We start from the raw sequence: 17,704 nt of genomic DNA, 5'->3' as shown, positions 1-17,704 counted from the left end.
GTCCTCAGCCGCGCAGTCGGGGCGCGATGTCGCGCTCGAAGAGCTGCAGGAAACGGCGCTGGTCATGACCCGGCGCATGGAAGACCAGGTGGTTGAAGCCCCAGTCGATGTACTGCTGGATCTCGGCGGCCACCGCATCCGGGTCGTTCCCGACGATCCAGCGCTTCGCGATCGTCTCCAGCGGCAGCGCGTCGGCGGCCTTCTCCATCTCGACCGGATCGGTGATGTCGTGCTTCTGCTCCTTCGAGAGCGATAGCGGCGACCAGAAGCGGGTGTTCTCCAGTGCCGCGTCGCGCGTCTCCTCATAGGACAGCTTGATCTCGATCATCCGGTCATACGTGTCGCTCGAGCGCTCGGCCTGCTCGAGTCCCTCCGCCACCGCCGGGAGCAGCTGGTCCACGTAGAGCTCGCGTCCCTTGCCCGAGGTGCAGATGAAGCCGTCGCCCGCGCGCCCGGCGTAGCGTGCGACCATCGGCCCGCCCGCGGCGATGTAGATCGGGATACCGCCCTCGGGCCGGTCGTAGATCGAGGCGTCGTGCGTCGAGTAGTACTCGCCGTCGAAGTTCACCCGGTCCCCGGACCAGAGCGCCCGCATCAGGCGCACCGACTCCCGCAGTCGCGCATAGCGCTCCTTGAACTCGGGCCACTCCTGCTCCCCCGCGCCGCGGAAGCCCGTCGCGATCTCGTTCAGCGCCTCACCGGAGCCGACCCCGAGGATGATCCGGTCCTGGTACAGGCAGCCCAGGCTCGCGAACGCCTGCGCGAGCACGGCCGGGTTGTAGCGGAAGGTCGGAGTCAGCACCGAGGTGCCGATGCGGATGCTCGACGTGCGCTCGCCGACCGCCGCCATCCAGGTCAGGGAGAACGGGGCGTGCCCGCCGGTGTGCCTCCAGGGCTGGAAGTGGTCGCTGGCGAACACGGACTGCATGCCGTGCGCCTCCGCCGCCACCGAGATCTCGACGAGTTCACGGGGGTCGAACTGCTCCGCGCTGGCCTTGTATCCGAGGGTCAGTGTCATGTCGCATCCTTCTGTTCGTGTTCGTGCGGTTCGTGTGCGTGGACGGCGGCCAGGGCGGCGGCGTAGCCGTCGCGGTACCCCTGGTCGAGTGCTTCGGCGGTGCCCAGCCAGAAGAGGTCGCGCTCCGAGGGGCGCACGATGCTCGACGCACCGGGCAGGGTGAGGGGACCGACGAGATCGGGGCGTCCGCGCACCACGGCGACCGGGTTGCCGCTCGCCTTGCCCTTGACGAGGTCGGAAGCCGCAGCCAGCTCGTCGGCGAGGCACGGGGTCGTGACACTGAGCACCTTGCCCGCCTGATCGGTCGTGCCGCGGAGGTCGGCGATCATCCGCACGCCTCCGCCACCGATCGCGACGTCGGTCTGTCCCTCTCGCCAGGGACGCCCGAGGGTGTCGCTCAGGATCACCCCCACCTCCGCCCCCGTGGCCGCACGCAGGCCCGCGGCGAGCGTCCGCGCCGAACGGTCGGGGTCTTCGGGGAGCAGCAGTACCCAGCCGTCGGGAGTGTTGCTGGCATCGACACCGGCGGCCGCGGCGACCATCCCCAGGCGGTTCTCGACGATGCGCATGGTGTGGCCGTCGGCGGTGCGGGAGGCGACGAGGCGCACGGTCTCGGCGGTGATCGCCTCCTCGCGGTCGGCGGCCTGCACGTAGCGGCCCTCGGCCTTGGACACGATCTTGGAGGTGACCACGAGGATGTCGCCGTGCGCGAGCTCGACGCCGGTGTCGAGGATCAAGGCCACGAGGTCGTCACCGGGCTGCACCTCGCCCATGCCGGTGAGGGCGAAGACGGTGATCGCGGGGGCGCTCATGCGTGCACCTTCGGAAGGACGTCTCGACCGAACACCTCGAGGAACGACCTCTGGTCGGGGCCGACGTTGTGCAGGTAGATGCGCGTGAAACCGAGGTCGGCGTAGCGCTGGATCTGCGCCCGATGCACGTCGGGGTCCGCGGAGATCAGCATCGACGCGCGCAGGTCCTCCGCCGTCACCCCGCGCACCAGCTGTTCGAAGTCATACGGCGAGCGCACGTCGCCCCGGCGCATCCGGAGACCCGCGATCGGCCACTCCGACAGCGCGTTGGCGAGCGCCTGCTCCTCGGTCGGCGCCCAGGAGAGGCGGAGCTGGAGCACCTTCGGGAGACCGTCGGGATCGTGGCCCGCCTCCCGTGCACCCTCGGCGAACCGCGCGAGCAGGGGTTCGAGGCGTTCGACCTCGGCGGAAGTCGTGATCAGCCCATCGGCATTGCGGCCGGCACGACGTGCGGTGGCGGGTCCCGCGGTGGCGATGTAGACCGGCGGCGCGGTGGGCGGCATCGTCCACAGCCGAGTGGTCTCCATCCGGAAGTGCTCACCCCGGTGGCGTGCGTCGCGCCCGGCGAGGGAGGCGGTGAAGAGCTTGCGGATCAGGTCGACGGCCTCGAACATGCGGTCGATCCGCTCGGCGGGCTCGGGCCAGTAGCCGCCGACGATGTGCTCGTTCAGCGCCTCCCCCGAACCGACGCCGAGCCAGGCGCGACCGGGGTAGAGCGCGGCAAGGGTCGCTGCGGCCTGCGCGACGACCGCGGGGTGCGTGCGGAAACCGGGGGTCGTGACACCGGGACCGAGGTCGCCGGTGGTGTGGGCACCGATCGCGCCGAGCATCGTCCACACGTGCGCGGCGTTGCGATGGCGAGGCAACCAGGGCTGGAAGTGGTCGGTGGCCATGATCCCGCGGAACCCGTGCGCCTCGGCGAGGACGCAGTTCTCGATCGCGGCGGTCGGCTCGACCTGCTCGAGCATCGCGGCGTATCCGATGTGCATGTCGGCCTCCTCGCCTCTCTGTCTCCATTGAATGGATACTGGATCCAAAAGTCAAGCGTGTGAGCTTCCGGGCCGCGTCGAAGTGCGAAAACGCGCCTCCAGACCCGCCCCGAGGCGCGTTTTCGATCCCGCAACAGCGCGGGCGGGGGGCGGGGGACGGGGGTCAGGGGCGGGGGCGGGACTGGACGGCCAGGGTTGCGGTCGCGGAATCCGCGGCGGGGGCCGGAGGGGTCGCGAGGTCGGGGAGACCGGCACTGACCGCCTTGCGGCTCCGACCGATCGCGCGACGAGACAGCGCCCACTGCAGGCCGTATCCGATCGCGAAAACCATCAGCGTGAAGATCAGCGCCATCGCGGCACCCTGATCCGGCGCATAGAGCTGTGCGGAGCGCGGGTTGATCATCGCGTAGATGTACATCGACAGAGGACGGGACGACGGGGTGGCCAGGAACGCGGGAAGCGTGAACTCGTTGGTGCCGAGGATGAACATCTGGATCCAGACGGCCATCACGGTGGGCATCAGCAACGGAGCGATGATGCGGCGGAACCCCTCGAAGCGACTCGCCCCGCTGGTGAGCGCGGCCTCCTCCAGCTCGGGCCGGATCTGCAGGGTCGCGCTGTACGACGAACGGTAGGCGATCGACACCCGATACGAGTAGGCGATCACCAGTGCCAGGAGGGTTCCCGCGATCGGGATGTAGGGGTTGATCACCATGAAGGTGAGGAACATGGCGAAGCCGGCGATGGTCGCGGGGATAGCGACCGACGACGAGGCGAACAGGTCCAGGGCCTTCACCCAGCCGGTCTTCTTGCTGCGGGCGATGCCGTAGGCGAGGACCGTGGCGAACACGACCGCGATCGTGGCGCTGCCGCCCGCGATGAGGACCGTGCGTCCCAGCGACACCCAGAACTCCGGATCCGCGAGCACCACCCCGAACGCACCGAAGTCGGTGCTGCCGAGCATCGCATCGATCGAGAACGCCACCGGATAGGGCGTGATCGCCGCCCACAGCAGGGCGAGCAGCGGGAGGATGCCCGTGAGCAGCACGAACACGGCGACCAGCAGCATGACCGGGATCTTCCACGGCCCCATCCGCATGGTCGACGGCCGGAAGCCCTTGCCCGAGACCGATGCCCTGCGCTCGGCATTGCGGGTCGCGCGGAGATAGACCGCGAAGGCGATGGTGGTGATCACCAGGAACACGAGTCCCCACGCGGCGGCCAGGCCATACTGCGGCAGCTCGCCCGCGTTGGAGCTGATGAGCGTCCAGAGCTTGAGGGCGAAGATGTTGCGCCCGGACTCCTGACCGAACAGCAGCGGAACCTCGAGACTGCCGAGGCCGAGGATGAAGGTGAGCACGGTCACCCCGAGCAGGCCCGGCCAGAGCATCGGCAGGGTCACCCGTCGCAGCGTCTGCGGCCAGGAGGCCCCGGACACCCGCGCGGACTCCTCGAGCGAGCCGTCCATGTTCGTCAGGATGGGCACGATCATCAGGTAGGGGAAGGTGACGTTCGTGAGCGCCTGGATGAAGATCATCGTCGGGAAGGCGTACGGATCGATCGGCACGTCGCTCGCGAACGGGAGCAACCGCAGCAGCTGGTTGAGCACCCCGGACTCGGGCGAGAGCATCAGCAGGTAGGCCTGTGCCTTCACGATCGGCGGGATGATGTACGGCACGATCACCAGCACCGAGATGAGGCGACGCCACGGCGCATCCGTGCGCACCGTGACCCAGGCGAGGCCGAAAGCCATCAGGAGCGTGAGGAGCGTCGAGCCGCCGACGAACGCGCCGGTCGCTCCGAGCACACCCCAGAAGTCCTCGCGCAGCTGCCACAGGGTGACGAAGTTCTCGACGCCCCATTTCGCCGACGAGACGCCGAAGGGCAGGAACGGACCACGGAACGCGGTGATCACCTGGACGATCAGCGGTACCGCGAGAAGGATGAAGATGACCGCGCCCGAGACGATCATCGCGATCGTCATCGTGGTGGGACGCTTTCGCCCCGTGGTCCGTCCTGCCTGGAACATCGTTATCCGTTCAGCGCCTTGTCGGCGGCGTTGATCATGGCCTGCCAGTCGTCACGAGTGGCCTGCGTCTCGGTCTCGGCCCCGTTCTCGAGGCCGAGCAGCAGTGCGTCGGAGTTCGTCTTCATGAGCCCGGTGGCCTCGGCGAACGTCGCAGCGGGAAGCCCGGCGAACGGTACCTGGGTGCTGGCGAAGCGCTCGTCCGTCATGCGGAGGTCGATCCAGTCCGGGTCGAACGCGTTCCACAGGGTCCACAGCGCCGCGCCCGGCTTGTTCTTGGCGTCGGAGTTCACACCGGAGAACTGCGCCCAGACGCCGGCGTGCTCGAACGGCGAGACCTGGAGCGCCGGGTTCGGGTTGAAGAGGGTCTGGTTGAGGGCGATCGGCACGTCACCGCTCGACAGCGGAGCGCCCTGATCCTCGAGCAGCTTCAGGTTGCCGGACGACATGAGGTCGCCGATCAGGGCGACCATCTTGTCCTCCCCCTCGGCCATCCCGTATCCGGCGAAGACCACCGCGTTGTAGCCGGCGACCGACACCTTGTCCTTGTACTCGGGGTCGAGGAGACCGTCGAGCGTCTCGGGCACCGACTCGACCTTCTCGGTGTTGTACTGCATGAGGGTGCCGTTGATGCTGTCGGGCATGAGCTCGGGAGCACCGATGGTCAGGTATTCCGCGGGAACACCGAAGCTCTCCCAGTCGACCTTCTCCCAGAACCCCTCGTCGTACATGGCCGCCATCGAGGTGATCGAACCGGACACCACGTCGGTGTTGCGGGCTCCGGTGGCCTTGGCCGAGATGATCGCCGAGGACAGGTTGTAGGTCAGACCCCGGGTCTCGACCTTGATGTCGGGGAAGCGCTCGTTGAATTGCGCGATCACCTCGGGCGCCAGCTCGTACCAGTCCCAGATGACCAGCGTGCCGCCATCGGCCTTCTTCGCCTCTTCGTAGAGGGTGTCGAGCTGCTTGTCGATCTCCGGCCAGTAGTCGTCGTAGAAGTTCTCGCAGCGCGTGATCGCGCCGATCTCGACGGCGTCGCAGACGGCCTCGGCGGCGTCGCCCTTCAGGGCGCTGTCGCCCCCGGTTGCTTCGCTCGGCGTGCTGCATCCGCTCAGCGCGAGTGCGAAGACCGCCACGACGGCGGTCGCTCCCAGTGTTCTCTTCATGATCTGAATGTCCTCTCTGACATCAGGAATGTGATCTACGGGTGTGGTGCGGGGTTGCGTCATGCAGCCAGCACGCGGCAGGCGTGCGGGACGAGTTCGAGGAAGACCCTGCCGCCCTCGGGGGGTGTCGCCAGCGGTGCTCCGCGGCCGACGATGGTGCCGACGGACTCGCCCTCGGCGAGCACTTCGGCCTCGTACTCGACGATCTCGCCGAGGAACTCCACCCGCACGATGCGGACGGGAACGACATTGGGACGGTCGGCGTCGGTCTCATGCCAGCGCACGGTTTCGGGGCGGAAGGTCAACGTGACGTCGTCGCCCGCCGAGACCTCGTCCGGCACGGGCGTGCGCAGCCGGGTCCCGAAGGCCTCCACCACCGCGTCACCCGCGCCGTCGCGATCGATCACGAGGGCGGGGATCATGTTCGCGCGACCGACGAAGTCCGCCACGAAGCGGTCGGCCGGCTGATCGTAGAGCTCCCGAGGGGAAGCCTCCTGCACGATGCGCCCGCCGTTCATGACGGCGACGCGGTCCGACATCGACAGCGCCTCGGACTGATCGTGCGTGACGTAGAGCGCGCTGATCCCGAGGGTGCGCTGCAGACTGCGCAACTCATTGCGCATGGTGTCGCGCAGCTTCGCGTCGAGGTTGGACAGCGGCTCGTCGAGCAGCAGCAACCGCGGCCGGTGGGCCAGCGCCCGTGCGAGAGCGAGGCGCTGCTGCTGGCCGCCCGACAGTGCGGTGGCCGGACGCTGGGCGAGGTGATCGAGCTGCACGAGCTCGAGTGACTCCATCGCCCGCTTGCGCGCCTCCTGCTTGGGAAGACGGGAGCCGGCCACCTGGAGCGGGAAGATCGCATTGGCGAACACGGTCATGTGCGGCCAGATCGCGTAGTTCTGGAACACCATCCCGATGTCGCGCTTGTCGGGCGACACGTGCGCGGTGCCGGTGGAGAGCACCTCGCCGTCGAGCGAGATGACCCCGCCGTTGCTCCGCTCGAGCCCGGCGACACAGCGAAGCGTGGTCGTCTTGCCGCATCCCGACGGGCCGAGGAGGGAGTAGAACATCCCGGGCTCGATCGTGAACGTGACGTCCTTGACCACGGGAACGGCGGCACCGTCGAGCTCGTAGTCCTTCTTGAGGGCGTCGACGACGAGTCTTCCGCCTCCGGATTTCGCGGTCATCGGAACCCTCTCGTCGTTCTTCATTCTGGATTTTGGATCCACTGCGATCGCCACCATCATCGTCCCTCTCTCACGACGGATTCCACTGTCTGGGGGGCTGCCGGCGCACCCCACGGCCGCGGCTTCTCGAAGAGCACCACGACGATCGCGCACACCGCGAAAGCGACGGCCGACAACAGCAGCGACTGCGACATGGCCGTGGCCAGCCCGCTGCCGTCCTCCGCCGACAGGTCGCTGCCGGGGTGGATCGCCCCCGGCACGAAGCCCGAGATATGCAGGGCGAGCGTCGCGTTCATCAGGACGGCCAGCAACGCCGACCCGATCACGGAGCCCATCTGCCTGGTCGTGGAGTACACACCCGATCCCGCTCCGGCCTGCGTGTGCGGAAGGTTGCGGGTGGCCGTCGACGCCAGAGGTCCGAACATCCCCGAGACACCGATCCCCAACAGGGCGGACGGGAGCAGCAGGAGCCAGAACGGGGCATCGAGCGTCATCGTCGCCGCGTACCAGACCATGGCCGCAGCCGAGACGACGAAAGCCGCGAACGTCACCCAGCGCGGCCCGACCCGGTCGCTCAGCTTGCCGACGAACGGGCCGAGCACCCCCGAGACGACGGCCATCGGCGCGAGCATGAGTGCGGCGAGCGTGGGGTCGAGACCCCGGCCGACCTGGAAGTAGAAGGCGAGCGGCACCGGCATCGCCGTGATACCGACCCCCACCAGGAAGATCGTGGCGTTCGCGACCGAGAAGTTGCGGTCACGGAACAGCGCGAGCGGCATGAGCGGTTCGGCGCGATTGACGCGCTGCCAGACGACGAAGAGCACGAGCAGTACGACCCCGGAGATGATCAGGCTCCACACCGTGATCGGTCCGAGGATCACACCCCAGTCGTAGACCTCACCCTCCTGGATGCCGAACACGAGAAGGAAGAGACCGACGCCGGACAGCGTGACGCCGAGCCAGTCGAACCGATGCGGGTGTCCTTCCAGGTTCGGCACCAGACGCCAGGCGACGAGGAAGGCGACGATCCCGACGGGCACGTTCACGAAGAAGATCCACTCCCAGCCCACCGTGTCGGTGAGCACGCCGCCGAGGATCGGACCGACGAGCGTCGCGAGCCCCCCGACCGCGCCCCAGGCACCCATCGCCTGACCGCGTCCGCGCGGAGGGAAGACCCGCGCGATGATCGCCATGGTCTGCGGCGTCATCAGCGCCGCACCGAAACCCTGCACCGCCCTGGCCGCGATCAGCATGCCGATGCTGTCGGCCAGGCCGCACGCGAGCGAAGCGAGGGTGAACACCACGAGACCGATGAGGTAGACGCGCTTGGGCCCGAAGCGATCGCCGAGCCTGCCGGTGATCAGCAGCGGGACGGCGTAGGCGAGGAGGTAGGCGCTGGTCACCCAGATGACCGTGGTCAGGTCGGCGTCGAAGGCCGCGAGGATGACCGGGTTGGCGATCGCCACGATCGTCGTGTCGACGAGGATCATGAAGAAGCCGATGCACAGCGCCCACAGGGCTGGCCAGGGCCTGACTGTCTGAGTCATGGATCACTTTCGGGAGGGATCGTCGCGGAGGGTACGGGAGCGGGGATTCGGCGTCCGCCCTGCAAGCCCCTTATGTGCAGGGCGGGCGCCGAAGTTCCGGGGTGACGGGTGTCAGCCGTCGGCGGCGGGGATGCCGATGACGGGCTCGCCCAGCAGCGGGGTCGAGACCGCGTAGATGCCGTGATTGGCGAAGAGCCAGATCAGGTTCCGGTCCCACTCGACGAAGATCCCGTGCACGGGGGCGGCGAGGTCATCGTCGTCCTTCAGACCCATCGGAGGCACGAAGTAGGCGCCGACCTGCGGGTTCTCGGGATCGCGCACGTCGAAGATCTGCAGCCCCGCGGCGTAGAACGCGTAGGGGACGACGCCGCCGTGCGGGGTTCCGGTGTTCGTGAAGTACCCCGAACGCTTCGGGCCGAACGAGCCGCGGCGCTGTGCCCAGTCGGTGAACGCGGCCTCTGCCGGCGGCGTCGGTCGGGGCAGAGTGCGCACCACCCGCGGATTCGTCGGGTCCGACACGTCGATCTGGTAGATCTCCTTGGCCGGCTCGTAGCAGTCGGTGTTCATCGGGTAGCCCGAGACGTACACGTACCCGGTCTCCTCGACCTGGGTGGTGTCGACGTTGTCGCCTTCGGTCCCGGCGACGCTCGTGGGCAGCGGGCACCATCCGACGTGATGGATGTTCGTCGGATCGGAGACGTCGAGGACGAAGAAGCCCTGCCCCCCCTGCGCGGCGTAGGCGTAGCGATAGCCCGACTCCACGGAGCGGGGCATGAAGACGCCCATGCGAGAGCCGAACCAGCTCGTCTTGTTGTTCCAGCGGTCGTTGTCGGCGAGGTACTCGGAGTCGGCCTCCTCGCCGGCGCGGGATCCGGGCACCCACCAGGTCGAGAGCAGTTCGGGCTTCGCGGGGTCGGAGACGTCGTACGCTGCATGCCCCGCCGTCCACAGCGTGGTCTTGTACGGCTGGTTGGTGAACGTGTTGTCGGGCGCGGTCGCCACGAAGAGGTACTTGTCGCCGTAGTAGACCGGCAGGTCGAGGACGCCGTTGCCCTCCTGGATCTCGTCCGGCCCGTGGTTCGGATCGGTCGAGACCTCGGTCAGGAGCGTCCACTCCCGCGGGCTGGGTCCGTTCATCTCCCAGGTGCGGAAGCCGCGCAGGCCCTGCCACTCCTTCAACTGACCCTCGACGGTGTCGTCGATCCACTTGTTGGCGACCCGCCCCTTGAGGAAGTACCGCGGGGTCTCGCTCGCCTGGATGGCGATGTGCTTCCCGAGCTTCTCGTTCCACTGCACCGTCGTCGCGCCGAACTGCGGACGCGGATCATCCCACCCCCATTGCTCCTCGTCGACGATCGTGAGGTCGCGCGGGTCGGTGATGTCGTACAGCTTCCAGTGGTTGCCACCGCCGTAGTGCAGCATGAGGCGTCGGCCATCCCAGTCGTAGATGCACTGCCAGGAGTGGCTCGTGTTCACCACGATCGGGTAGAACGCCTCGGCGCTCGCATTGAACGTGTACGTCTCGGGGTCGCGATAGTCGAGCTGACCGGGCCAGTCGACGAACACGTCACGCGGGACGGACGGCGTATGCGCCGGCGGCAGAAAGGTCCCGTCCGGCTGCATACCCCAGGTCGAGGGGTCGGGATCGGCCGGTTCGCCCGCGACCCGGCGGAAATCCTCCGGGCGGTACTTCTTCGCGTCGGGCACGTAGGGAGAGCCGGCCATGTCGCCTCCATTGGCTGAATCGGGTGAGATCGTCACGACGTCGTGTCGTCCTCCTCAGATTCACCCTGGAGAAGCGATGCTGTCCAATATCCATACGGGCCAGAGCTATGACCATTCGGGCATATCAGCCGAGCGGTCGGGACTCCGTCAGGGCGTACTCGCGCTCGAACTCGGCGAGCCGCGCGCCCTCTTCGCGCAGATGACTCAGAAGCGCGGACGCCGCCGGCGACGGTGCCCGATCCTTCGGCAGCGTCACTCCGACCGATCGACGGATCGAGCTCAGGGGGGTGGGCAGGATCCGCAGCTCGCGGTCGTCGACGGCGATGAACATCGGCAGCGCCGCGATCACATCGGTCGAGATCAGCAGAGTCCGCAACGTCAGCATCGACGTGCACTCCACCCGGTCGGGCGGCAGCGGCAGCCCTTCATGGAAGAACACCGCTTCGAGCTCGGCGCGCAGCGCGGTCTGAGCGACCGGGAAGATCCAGGGGTACGCGAGCAGCTCGGCGAGCGAGTTCGCCTTGACACCGCCGAGCACGGGATGCCCCGCGCGAGCGACCAGACGTATCGGCTCCTGGTGCAGCCGCTCCTGCTCGAGACGGACCGGGACCGTCGGCGAGAGCCGTCCGACCGTGAGATCGAGGTCGCCTGCGAGGAGAAGCTGCTGCAGGGTGTCGGGCGTGCCTTCGCGCACGACCACCGTCAACCGCGGATGCTCGACCTTCAGCGCGGCGATGGCGCGCGGCAGCAGCAGGTTCGATCCGGCGAGATGCGTGCCGACCGTGACGGTGCCGAGCTGACCGGACTGCAGCAGCCGCACCTCTTCGCCCGCGGCGCGCAGCTCGGCGAGCACCGACCGGGCGCGCTCGATGAACGAGTCACCGTACGGCGTCGGCTTCACGCCCCGGGGCATCCGCTCGAACAGGGGCACGCCGAGCACCTCCTCGACCTCACGGAGCCCTCGGGTGACCACGGGCTGCGTGATGTGCAGCGACTCGGCGGCGCGCACCAGGGTGCCTTCGTCGGCGATGGCGGTGACGAGGACGAGGTGGCGGATCTTGACCCGTCCGTCGAGCAGTCGATCGGTGACCATGATCGGGACTATAGCCGTACGGGCATGGCAGTGCATCAAGAGAGTATTTGTCGGCATCCCTCGAACCTTCCTAGCCTGAGCCCATGCCTTTCGAGACGATGACGCCTCCCCTCCGTGCTGCGGAGCAGGGCCAGGCGCCCCGCGCGATCCACAACATGATCGCCGGCGAGCGCGTGGAGGGAATCGCCACCTTCACCAAGATCAGTCCGGTCGACGGTTCGGTCGTCGCCGAGGTGCACGAGGCCGGCACCGAACAGGTCGATCGTGCGGTGGCGGCCGCCCGTGCCGCGTTCGACGGCCCCTGGGGGCGGATGACCGTCGCCGAGCGCGCCCGCCTGCTGCGCGGAGTGGCCGACGCCATCGACCGCCGCGCCGACGAACTCGTCTCGGCCGAAGTGGGCGATACCGGCAAGCCCGAGACCCTGGCCCGCGACCTCGACGTGGCCCGGGCCGCCGCGAACTTCCGATCGTTCGCCGACACGGTCTCGACCGCCGGGCTCGACTCGTTCCTCACCGAGCTGCCCGACGGCCGCCGCGCCCTGAACTACGCGGTGCGCAAGCCGCTGGGCGTCGTCGCGGTGATCGTGCCCTGGAACCTGCCGCTGCTCCTGCTCACGTGGAAGCTCGCACCCGCTCTCGCCACCGGGAACACCGTCGTCATCAAGCCTTCGGAGGAGACGCCCTCCTCCGCGACCCTGCTCGCCGAGATCCTGGCGGAGGCCGGGGTCCCCGCCGGAGTGGTGAACGTGGTGCACGGCTTCGGCGCCGACTCCGCCGGCGAGGCGCTCACGACGCACCCGGGCATCGACGGCGTCACCTTCACCGGCGAATCGTCCACCGGATCCGCGATCATGCGGGCCGTGGCGCCGCGCGTGCGCCCCGTCTCGTTCGAGCTCGGCGGCAAGAACGCCGCGCTCGTGTTCGCCGATGCCGATCTCGACGCGGCCGTCGCCGGGCTCGCCCGCTCCACGTATCTCAACACCGGCCAGGTGTGCCTGTGCACCGAGCGCATCTACGTGCAGCGCGCGGTCTTCGACGACGTGGCAGCCGGACTCGCCGAGCACGCCGCCCGCCTGCGCCTGGGCCGTCCGGAGCAGCCGGCCACGACCACCGGCCCCCTCATCTCGCAAGCCCACCGCGACAAGGTCCTGTCGTACTTCGACCTCGCCGTCGCCGAGGGCGCGACCGTGCTCGCGGGCGGAGGCATCCCCACGCTCGGCGACGGACTCGACGGCGGATCGTGGATCGAGCCGACGCTGTGGACCGGCCTCGACAACAGCCACCGCACCGTACGCGAAGAGGTGTTCGGCCCGGTCGCCGCCCTCATCCCGTTCGACACCGAGGAGGAAGCGATCGCGCTGGCGAACGACACGGACTACGGACTGGCCGCCGTCACCTGGACGACCGACCTCACCCGCGGACACCGCGTCGCGCAGCAGATGCGCACCGGCATGTCGTGGGTCAACACCTGGTACCTGCGCGACCTGCGCAGCCCGTTCGGCGGGGTCGGGCTCTCCGGCATCGGCCGAGAGGGCGGCCACCACTCGCTCGAGTTCTACACCGAGCCGACGAACGTGTGCGTGCAGCTGTGAGCACCGAGCACGACGTCGACGCCGTCCGCGCCGCCGACGAGCGGTTGCGGCGGGCCGCCGAGTCCGGACGGCCGTGCGCGCCGGTACGTGACCTGCTCGGCGAGACGAATCAGGATGCCGCGTACGCGGTCCAGTCGCTCGGCATCGCCCGGCGACTCAAGGAGGGACGACGCCTCGTCGGTCGCAAGATCGGGCTGACGTCCCCCGCCGTGCAGACGCAGCTCGGCGTCGACAGCCCCGACTACGGCGTGCTGCTCGACGACATGATCTTCGCCGACCGCGAGCCGATCGACCTCGCGCGCTTCCTGCAGCCGCGCGCCGAGGCCGAGGTCGCCTTCGTGCTCGGCCGCGACCTGGACTCCCCCACGACGCACGTCGCCGACGTCATCCGGGCCACGGAGTTCGTGCTGCCCGCGATCGAGGTCGTCGACTCCCGCGTGGCCGACTGGGACATCCGCATCACCGACACCATCGCCGACAACGCGTCGAGCGGGGCGGTCGTGCTCGGTACGACGCCCCGGCGCCTCGACGGGTTCGACCTCACGACGCTCGGCATGACCCTCGACCGTGAAGGCCGCCCGGTCTCGACCGGATCCGGTGCCGCGTGCCTCGGGAGTCCGGTCATCGCGGTCGCCTGGCTCGCGCGTGAGGTCGCCCGGCGCGGACAGCCGCTGCGCGCGGGCGAAGTGATCCTCTCCGGCGCGCTCGGCCCGATGGTCGACGCGACCGCCGGAGTGTTCCGCGCGCGCCTCGAAGGACTCGGCGACGTCCGAGCAGACTTCTTCGGCACCGTATCGGAAAGGGCTGCAGCATGACCATCGGCATTGCCATCATCGGCTCGGGCAACATCGGCACCGATCTGCTCATCAAGGTGAAGCGGCTCTCGACGAGCCTCCACGTGGTCGCGATGGCGGGCATCGACGAGCGCTCGGACGGCCTGGCCCGCGCACGTCGACTCGGTGTCGCCACCACCCATGACGGGGTGGACGGGCTCATCGCGATGCCGGAGTTCGCCGACGTCGAGCTGGTGTTCGACGCGACCTCGGCGGGAGCCCATGCCCGCAACGACGCGCTCGTGCGCAACGCCGGACGCCTCATGGTCGACCTGACCCCCGCCGCCATCGGGCCGTACGTCGTACCGGTCGTGAATCTCGACGCCCACCTCGGTGCGACCAACGTGAACATGGTCACCTGCGGCGGCCAGGCCACGGTGCCGATGGTGGCCGCCGTGTCACGCGTCGCCCCGGTGGTCTACGCCGAGATCGTGGCCTCGATCGCCTCGAAGTCAGCCGGCCCCGGCACCAGGGCCAACATCGACGAGTTCACCGAGACCACTGCCCGCGCGCTCGAGGTGATCGGCGGCGCCGAGCACGGCAAGGCCATCATCGTGCTCAACCCCGCCGACCCGCCCCTCATCATGCGCGACACGGTGTTCTGCCTGGTCGAGGGCGACCCCGCCACGCTGGATCGCGATGCCGTGAGCGCCTCGGTCGATGCCATGGTCGCCGACGTGCAGGCCTATGTCGGGGGCTATCGCCTCAAGCAACAGGTGCAGTTCGACGCGGTCGACGAGGCGTACGTGCCGGCTCTCGACCGTCCGTTCCGAGGAACCCGCGTGGCCGTCCTGCTGGAGGTGGCGGGCGCCGGCCACTATCTTCCGGAGTACGCGGGCAATCTCGACATCATGACCTCGGCCGCCCTGCGCACGGCCGAGCGACTCGTCGCCGAACGGACAGGGGTTCCCGCATGACCACCACTCCCCGCGTGTACGTGCAGGACGTCACCCTCCGCGACGGCATGCACGCGATCGGCCACGGCTACACGACCGATCAGGTGCAGGGCATCGCCCGCGCTCTCGAAGCGGCGGGAGTGGATGCCATCGAGGTCGCCCACGGCGATGGTCTCGGAGGGTCGAGCGTCGCCTACGGACAGGGCGCGCACACCGACTGGCAGTGGATCGAAGCGGCGGCCGGGGTGCTCGACCGTGCCGTCCTGACCACCCTGATCCTGCCCGGCATCGGCACGATCGACGACCTCGCCCGCGCCCGTGATCTTGGTGTCGCGAGCGTGCGGGTGGCGACGCACTGCACCGAGGCCGACGTCGCCATCCAGCACATCACCTGGGCACGCGAGCACGGCATGGACGTCTCGGGATTCCTGATGATGAGCCACCTCAACGACCCGCGCGGCCTCGCCGCGCAGGCGACGATCATGGAGGCCGCGGGCGCGCACTGCGTGTACGTGACCGACTCCGGCGGGCGCCTTACGATGCGCGATGTCGCCGACCGCGTCGACGCCTACCGCGAGGTCCTCGACCCCGGCACGCAGATCGGCATCCACGCCCACGAGAACCTCTCGCTGAGCGTGGCCAACAGCGTCACGGCCGTCGAGCACGGCGTGTACCGTGTCGACGCCTCGCTCGCCGGGCAAGGGGCGGGCGCGGGGAACTGCCCGATCGAAGCGTTCATCGCGGTGGCCGACCTGCTCGGCTGGGAGCACGGCTGCGACCTGTTCGCGCTGCAGGATGCGGCGGAGGAGCTCGTGCGGCCGCTGCAGCGCCGCCCCGTCCGTGTCGACCGCGAAACCCTCACGCTCGGCTACGCGGGCGTGTACTCGAGCTTCCTGCTGCACGCCGAGCGCGCGGCCGAGAAGCACGGCCTCGACGCCCGCGACATCCTCGTGGAGTTGGGTCGCCGCCGCATGGTGGGCGGCCAGGAGGACATGATCGTGGACGTCGCCCTCGACCTCGTCGCCGCGCGGACGGGGGCGACCGCATGACCGCCGATGCCGTGTTCGCCGCCGCGCTCGACACCGCTCAGCGCACCGCGACCTCGATCGCTCAGCTCTCCTCCGAGGAGGAGGTCGGTCTCGACACCGCCTACGCCACACAGCACGCGCTGATCGCCCGCCGCCTCGCCCGCGGCGAGCGCATCACCGGCCTCAAACTGGGCTTCACGAGTCAGGCGAAGGCCCAGCAGATGGGCGTGCATGATGTGATCCTCGGCACTCTGACCGATGCCATGCGCCTCGACGACGACGCCGTCTTCGACCGTCGATCCGCGATCCACCCGCGCATCGAACCCGAGGTCGCGTATCTCCTGGCGACCGACATCGACGGCTCCGCCCCCGGGCGCCCGCTGTCCGACCTCATCGCGGCGGTCGCTCCCGCCCTGGAGATCATCGACTCGCGGTACCGGGACTTCCGCTTCAGCCTCGCCGATGTCGTGGCCGACAACACGTCCGCCGCCGCGTACGCGACCGGTCCCTGGACTCCCTTCGACCGCGCCGGCGACCTCGACAACAGAGCGGTGCTGCTCGAGGTCGACGGTCGGGTCAGCGCCACGGGTTCGACGGCCGCCATCCTGGGCGACCCGGCGCGCGCCGTCGCCGCGGCCGCACGACTCGCCGCGCGGTACGGGTTCGCACTGCGTGCCGGCATGGTGCTGCTCGCCGGAGCCGCGACCGCCGCCGTCCCCCTGCCCGACCGCGGCGTCGTCGAGGCGTCCATCGCCGGACTCGGGCGCGTCGGCGTCCGCACGCACGAGGGATCCGACGAGCCCGAGGAGGGAGCACGATGACCGATTCACGAGGGATCCTCGTCGAGGGCAAGGCGACGCCCCGAGGGCGCTTTCCGCACGCGAAGGTCTCCGGTGACCTCGTGTTCGTCTCCGGGACGTCGAGCCGGCGCCCCGACAACACGATCGCCGGTGCGGAGGTCGACGAGCTCGGCGCCACGCGTCTCGACATCGCGGTGCAGACCCGCGCCGTCATCGAGAACATCCGCGCGGTGCTCGCCGCCGCCGGGTGCGACCTCGGCGATCTGGTCCAGGCGACCACCTTCCTCGTCGACATGAACGACTTCGCCGCGTACAACGCCGTCTGGGCCGAGTACTTCGACGAGCAGGGCCCGGCCCGCACCACGGTCGCCGTGCACGCCCTGCCCCATCCGCACCTGCGCATCGAGATCCAGGCGATCGCGCGCCGGCCCGACCCCATCACCGCTGCCACTCTCGAGGAGGAGAAATGAGCACCATCCCACCCGTCATCGATTTCCCCGCATGGATCAAGGAGAACGAGCATCTCTTGAAGCCACCGGTCAACAACAAGGCCGCCTGGGCACCGATGGGCGACTTCATCGTGCAGGTCGTCGGCGGACCCAACCAGCGCACGGACTTCCACTTCGACCCCTATGAGGAGTGGTTCTACCAGTACCGCGGCAACATGCACGTCAACATCCAGACGCCGGACGGTCTGCAGCGCGTCGACATCCGCGAGGGCGAGATGTGGCTGCTGCCGGGTAACGTCTTCCACTCTCCGCAGCGCCCCGAAGAGGGCTCCATCGGCATCGTGATCGAGCGCATCCGCGAAGAGGGCACGCTCGAGAAGTTCGCCTGGTTCTGCCCGAACTGCAACGCCAAGGTGCACGAGGTCGAGCTGCAGGTGCGCGACATCGTCGAGGACCTGCCGCCGGTGTTCCGTGACTTCTACGAGAGCGAAGAGGGGCGCACCTGCCCGCAGTGCGGAACCGTCCACCCCGGCAAGGGCTGAAGCC

16 protein-coding genes are annotated in these 17,704 nt (G+C 69.0%); 7 read left to right on the top strand and 9 right to left on the bottom strand.

Annotation, left to right across the window (positions count from 1 at the left end):
• Positions 1-4: 4 nt before the first annotated feature.
• The 9 genes from fgd to KV397_RS17190 all read right to left on the bottom strand — a co-directional run bounded on the left by fgd (position 5) and on the right by KV397_RS17190 (position 11,560).
• Positions 5-1,018, bottom strand: coding sequence for a glucose-6-phosphate dehydrogenase (coenzyme-F420) (fgd, locus tag KV397_RS17230; protein WP_047524719.1), 1,014 nt, complete (start codon positions 1,016-1,018; stop codon positions 5-7).
• Positions 1,015-1,830, bottom strand: a complete 816-nt coding sequence (gene cofE / locus KV397_RS17225) for a coenzyme F420-0:L-glutamate ligase (protein ID WP_261811838.1) — start codon at positions 1,828-1,830, stop codon at positions 1,015-1,017. The genes fgd and cofE overlap by 4 nt, the downstream gene beginning before the upstream one ends.
• Positions 1,827-2,819 carry a TIGR03557 family F420-dependent LLM class oxidoreductase gene (locus KV397_RS17220; protein ID WP_261811837.1) on the bottom strand — a complete coding sequence of 331 codons (993 nt, stop codon included), beginning with the start codon at positions 2,817-2,819 and terminating at the stop codon, positions 1,827-1,829. Before KV397_RS17220 ends, cofE begins: the two co-directional genes overlap by 4 nt.
• A gap of 163 nt (positions 2,820-2,982) precedes the next feature.
• Positions 2,983-4,848, bottom strand: coding sequence for an ABC transporter permease (locus KV397_RS17215; RefSeq protein ID WP_261811836.1), 1,866 nt, complete (start codon positions 4,846-4,848; stop codon positions 2,983-2,985).
• A 2-nt stretch (positions 4,849-4,850) separates the two neighbouring features.
• Positions 4,851-6,011 carry an ABC transporter substrate-binding protein gene (locus KV397_RS17210; protein ID WP_261811835.1) on the bottom strand — a complete coding sequence of 387 codons (1,161 nt, stop codon included), beginning with the start codon at positions 6,009-6,011 and terminating at the stop codon, positions 4,851-4,853.
• Between the two features lie 59 nt (positions 6,012-6,070).
• Positions 6,071-7,195 carry an ABC transporter ATP-binding protein gene (locus KV397_RS17205; protein WP_248569983.1) on the bottom strand — a complete coding sequence of 375 codons (1,125 nt, stop codon included), beginning with the start codon at positions 7,193-7,195 and terminating at the stop codon, positions 6,071-6,073.
• A gap of 56 nt (positions 7,196-7,251) precedes the next feature.
• A complete protein-coding gene (locus tag KV397_RS17200) occupies positions 7,252-8,742 on the bottom strand; it encodes a DHA2 family efflux MFS transporter permease subunit (RefSeq protein WP_131491714.1) in 1,491 nt (496 codons plus the stop codon).
• A gap of 111 nt (positions 8,743-8,853) precedes the next feature.
• Complete coding sequence (locus KV397_RS17195; RefSeq protein ID WP_261811834.1) at positions 8,854-10,467, bottom strand: LVIVD repeat-containing protein; 1,614 nt, start codon at positions 10,465-10,467, stop codon at positions 8,854-8,856.
• A 124-nt stretch (positions 10,468-10,591) separates the two neighbouring features.
• Positions 10,592-11,560: a LysR substrate-binding domain-containing protein gene (locus tag KV397_RS17190; RefSeq protein ID WP_047524465.1), complete on the bottom strand. Its 969-nt coding sequence runs from the start codon at positions 11,558-11,560 to the stop codon at positions 10,592-10,594.
• 83 nt (positions 11,561-11,643) lie between these two features.
• On the opposite strand from KV397_RS17190, the gene KV397_RS17185 reads away from it, so the two are divergent.
• From KV397_RS17185 to KV397_RS17155, 7 genes are read left to right on the top strand one after another with little or no spacing between them, the layout of a single operon-like run.
• Positions 11,644-13,152: a 2-hydroxymuconic semialdehyde dehydrogenase gene (locus KV397_RS17185; RefSeq protein WP_261811833.1), complete on the top strand. Its 1,509-nt coding sequence runs from the start codon at positions 11,644-11,646 to the stop codon at positions 13,150-13,152.
• Positions 13,149-13,967, top strand: coding sequence for a 2-keto-4-pentenoate hydratase (locus KV397_RS17180; RefSeq protein WP_315972133.1), 819 nt, complete (start codon positions 13,149-13,151; stop codon positions 13,965-13,967). The genes KV397_RS17185 and KV397_RS17180 overlap by 4 nt, the downstream gene beginning before the upstream one ends.
• Entirely contained in the window at positions 13,964-14,902 is a 939-nt protein-coding gene (locus KV397_RS17175) for an acetaldehyde dehydrogenase (acetylating) (RefSeq protein ID WP_261811832.1), read from the top strand. Before KV397_RS17180 ends, KV397_RS17175 begins: the two co-directional genes overlap by 4 nt.
• Positions 14,899-15,930: a 4-hydroxy-2-oxovalerate aldolase gene (gene dmpG / locus KV397_RS17170; RefSeq protein WP_261811831.1), complete on the top strand. Its 1,032-nt coding sequence runs from the start codon at positions 14,899-14,901 to the stop codon at positions 15,928-15,930. The genes KV397_RS17175 and dmpG overlap by 4 nt, the downstream gene beginning before the upstream one ends.
• Complete coding sequence (locus KV397_RS17165; protein ID WP_261811830.1) at positions 15,927-16,730, top strand: 2-keto-4-pentenoate hydratase; 804 nt, start codon at positions 15,927-15,929, stop codon at positions 16,728-16,730. The genes dmpG and KV397_RS17165 overlap by 4 nt, the downstream gene beginning before the upstream one ends.
• Positions 16,727-17,179: a RidA family protein gene (locus KV397_RS17160; protein ID WP_047523964.1), complete on the top strand. Its 453-nt coding sequence runs from the start codon at positions 16,727-16,729 to the stop codon at positions 17,177-17,179. The genes KV397_RS17165 and KV397_RS17160 overlap by 4 nt, the downstream gene beginning before the upstream one ends.
• Entirely contained in the window at positions 17,176-17,700 is a 525-nt protein-coding gene (locus tag KV397_RS17155) for a 3-hydroxyanthranilate 3,4-dioxygenase (RefSeq protein ID WP_248569976.1), read from the top strand. Before KV397_RS17160 ends, KV397_RS17155 begins: the two co-directional genes overlap by 4 nt.
• The last annotated feature ends 4 nt before the right edge of the window (positions 17,701-17,704 follow it).

The sequence above is a fragment of the Microbacterium aurugineum genome (assembly GCF_023101205.1).
In the GTDB taxonomy this organism is placed as follows: Bacteria; Actinomycetota; Actinomycetes; order Actinomycetales; family Microbacteriaceae; genus Microbacterium; species Microbacterium aurugineum.
This window is presented reverse-complemented; position numbering and strand designations above follow the sequence as displayed.

Excerpts from the sequence above, each read along its gene's own strand:
- KV397_RS17155 (WP_248569976.1), top strand. The coding sequence starts at position 17,176 with ATGAGCACCATCCCACCCGTCATCGATTTCCCCGCATGGATCAAGGAG.
- KV397_RS17200 (WP_131491714.1), bottom strand. The coding sequence starts at position 8,742 with ATGACTCAGACAGTCAGGCCCTGGCCAGCCCTGTGGGCGCTGTGCATC.
- KV397_RS17195 (WP_261811834.1), bottom strand. The coding sequence starts at position 10,467 with ATGGCCGGCTCTCCCTACGTGCCCGACGCGAAGAAGTACCGCCCGGAG.
- KV397_RS17210 (WP_261811835.1), bottom strand. The coding sequence starts at position 6,011 with ATGAAGAGAACACTGGGAGCGACCGCCGTCGTGGCGGTCTTCGCACTC.
- dmpG (WP_261811831.1), top strand. The coding sequence starts at position 14,899 with ATGACCACCACTCCCCGCGTGTACGTGCAGGACGTCACCCTCCGCGAC.
- fgd (WP_047524719.1), bottom strand. The coding sequence starts at position 1,018 with ATGACACTGACCCTCGGATACAAGGCCAGCGCGGAGCAGTTCGACCCC.
- KV397_RS17215 (WP_261811836.1), bottom strand. The coding sequence starts at position 4,848 with ATGTTCCAGGCAGGACGGACCACGGGGCGAAAGCGTCCCACCACGATG.
- KV397_RS17165 (WP_261811830.1), top strand. The coding sequence starts at position 15,927 with ATGACCGCCGATGCCGTGTTCGCCGCCGCGCTCGACACCGCTCAGCGC.
- KV397_RS17160 (WP_047523964.1), top strand. The coding sequence starts at position 16,727 with ATGACCGATTCACGAGGGATCCTCGTCGAGGGCAAGGCGACGCCCCGA.
- KV397_RS17205 (WP_248569983.1), bottom strand. The coding sequence starts at position 7,195 with ATGACCGCGAAATCCGGAGGCGGAAGACTCGTCGTCGACGCCCTCAAG.
- KV397_RS17220 (WP_261811837.1), bottom strand. The coding sequence starts at position 2,819 with ATGCACATCGGATACGCCGCGATGCTCGAGCAGGTCGAGCCGACCGCC.
- cofE (WP_261811838.1), bottom strand. The coding sequence starts at position 1,830 with ATGAGCGCCCCCGCGATCACCGTCTTCGCCCTCACCGGCATGGGCGAG.
- KV397_RS17185 (WP_261811833.1), top strand. The coding sequence starts at position 11,644 with ATGCCTTTCGAGACGATGACGCCTCCCCTCCGTGCTGCGGAGCAGGGC.
- KV397_RS17175 (WP_261811832.1), top strand. The coding sequence starts at position 13,964 with ATGACCATCGGCATTGCCATCATCGGCTCGGGCAACATCGGCACCGAT.
- KV397_RS17190 (WP_047524465.1), bottom strand. The coding sequence starts at position 11,560 with ATGGTCACCGATCGACTGCTCGACGGACGGGTCAAGATCCGCCACCTC.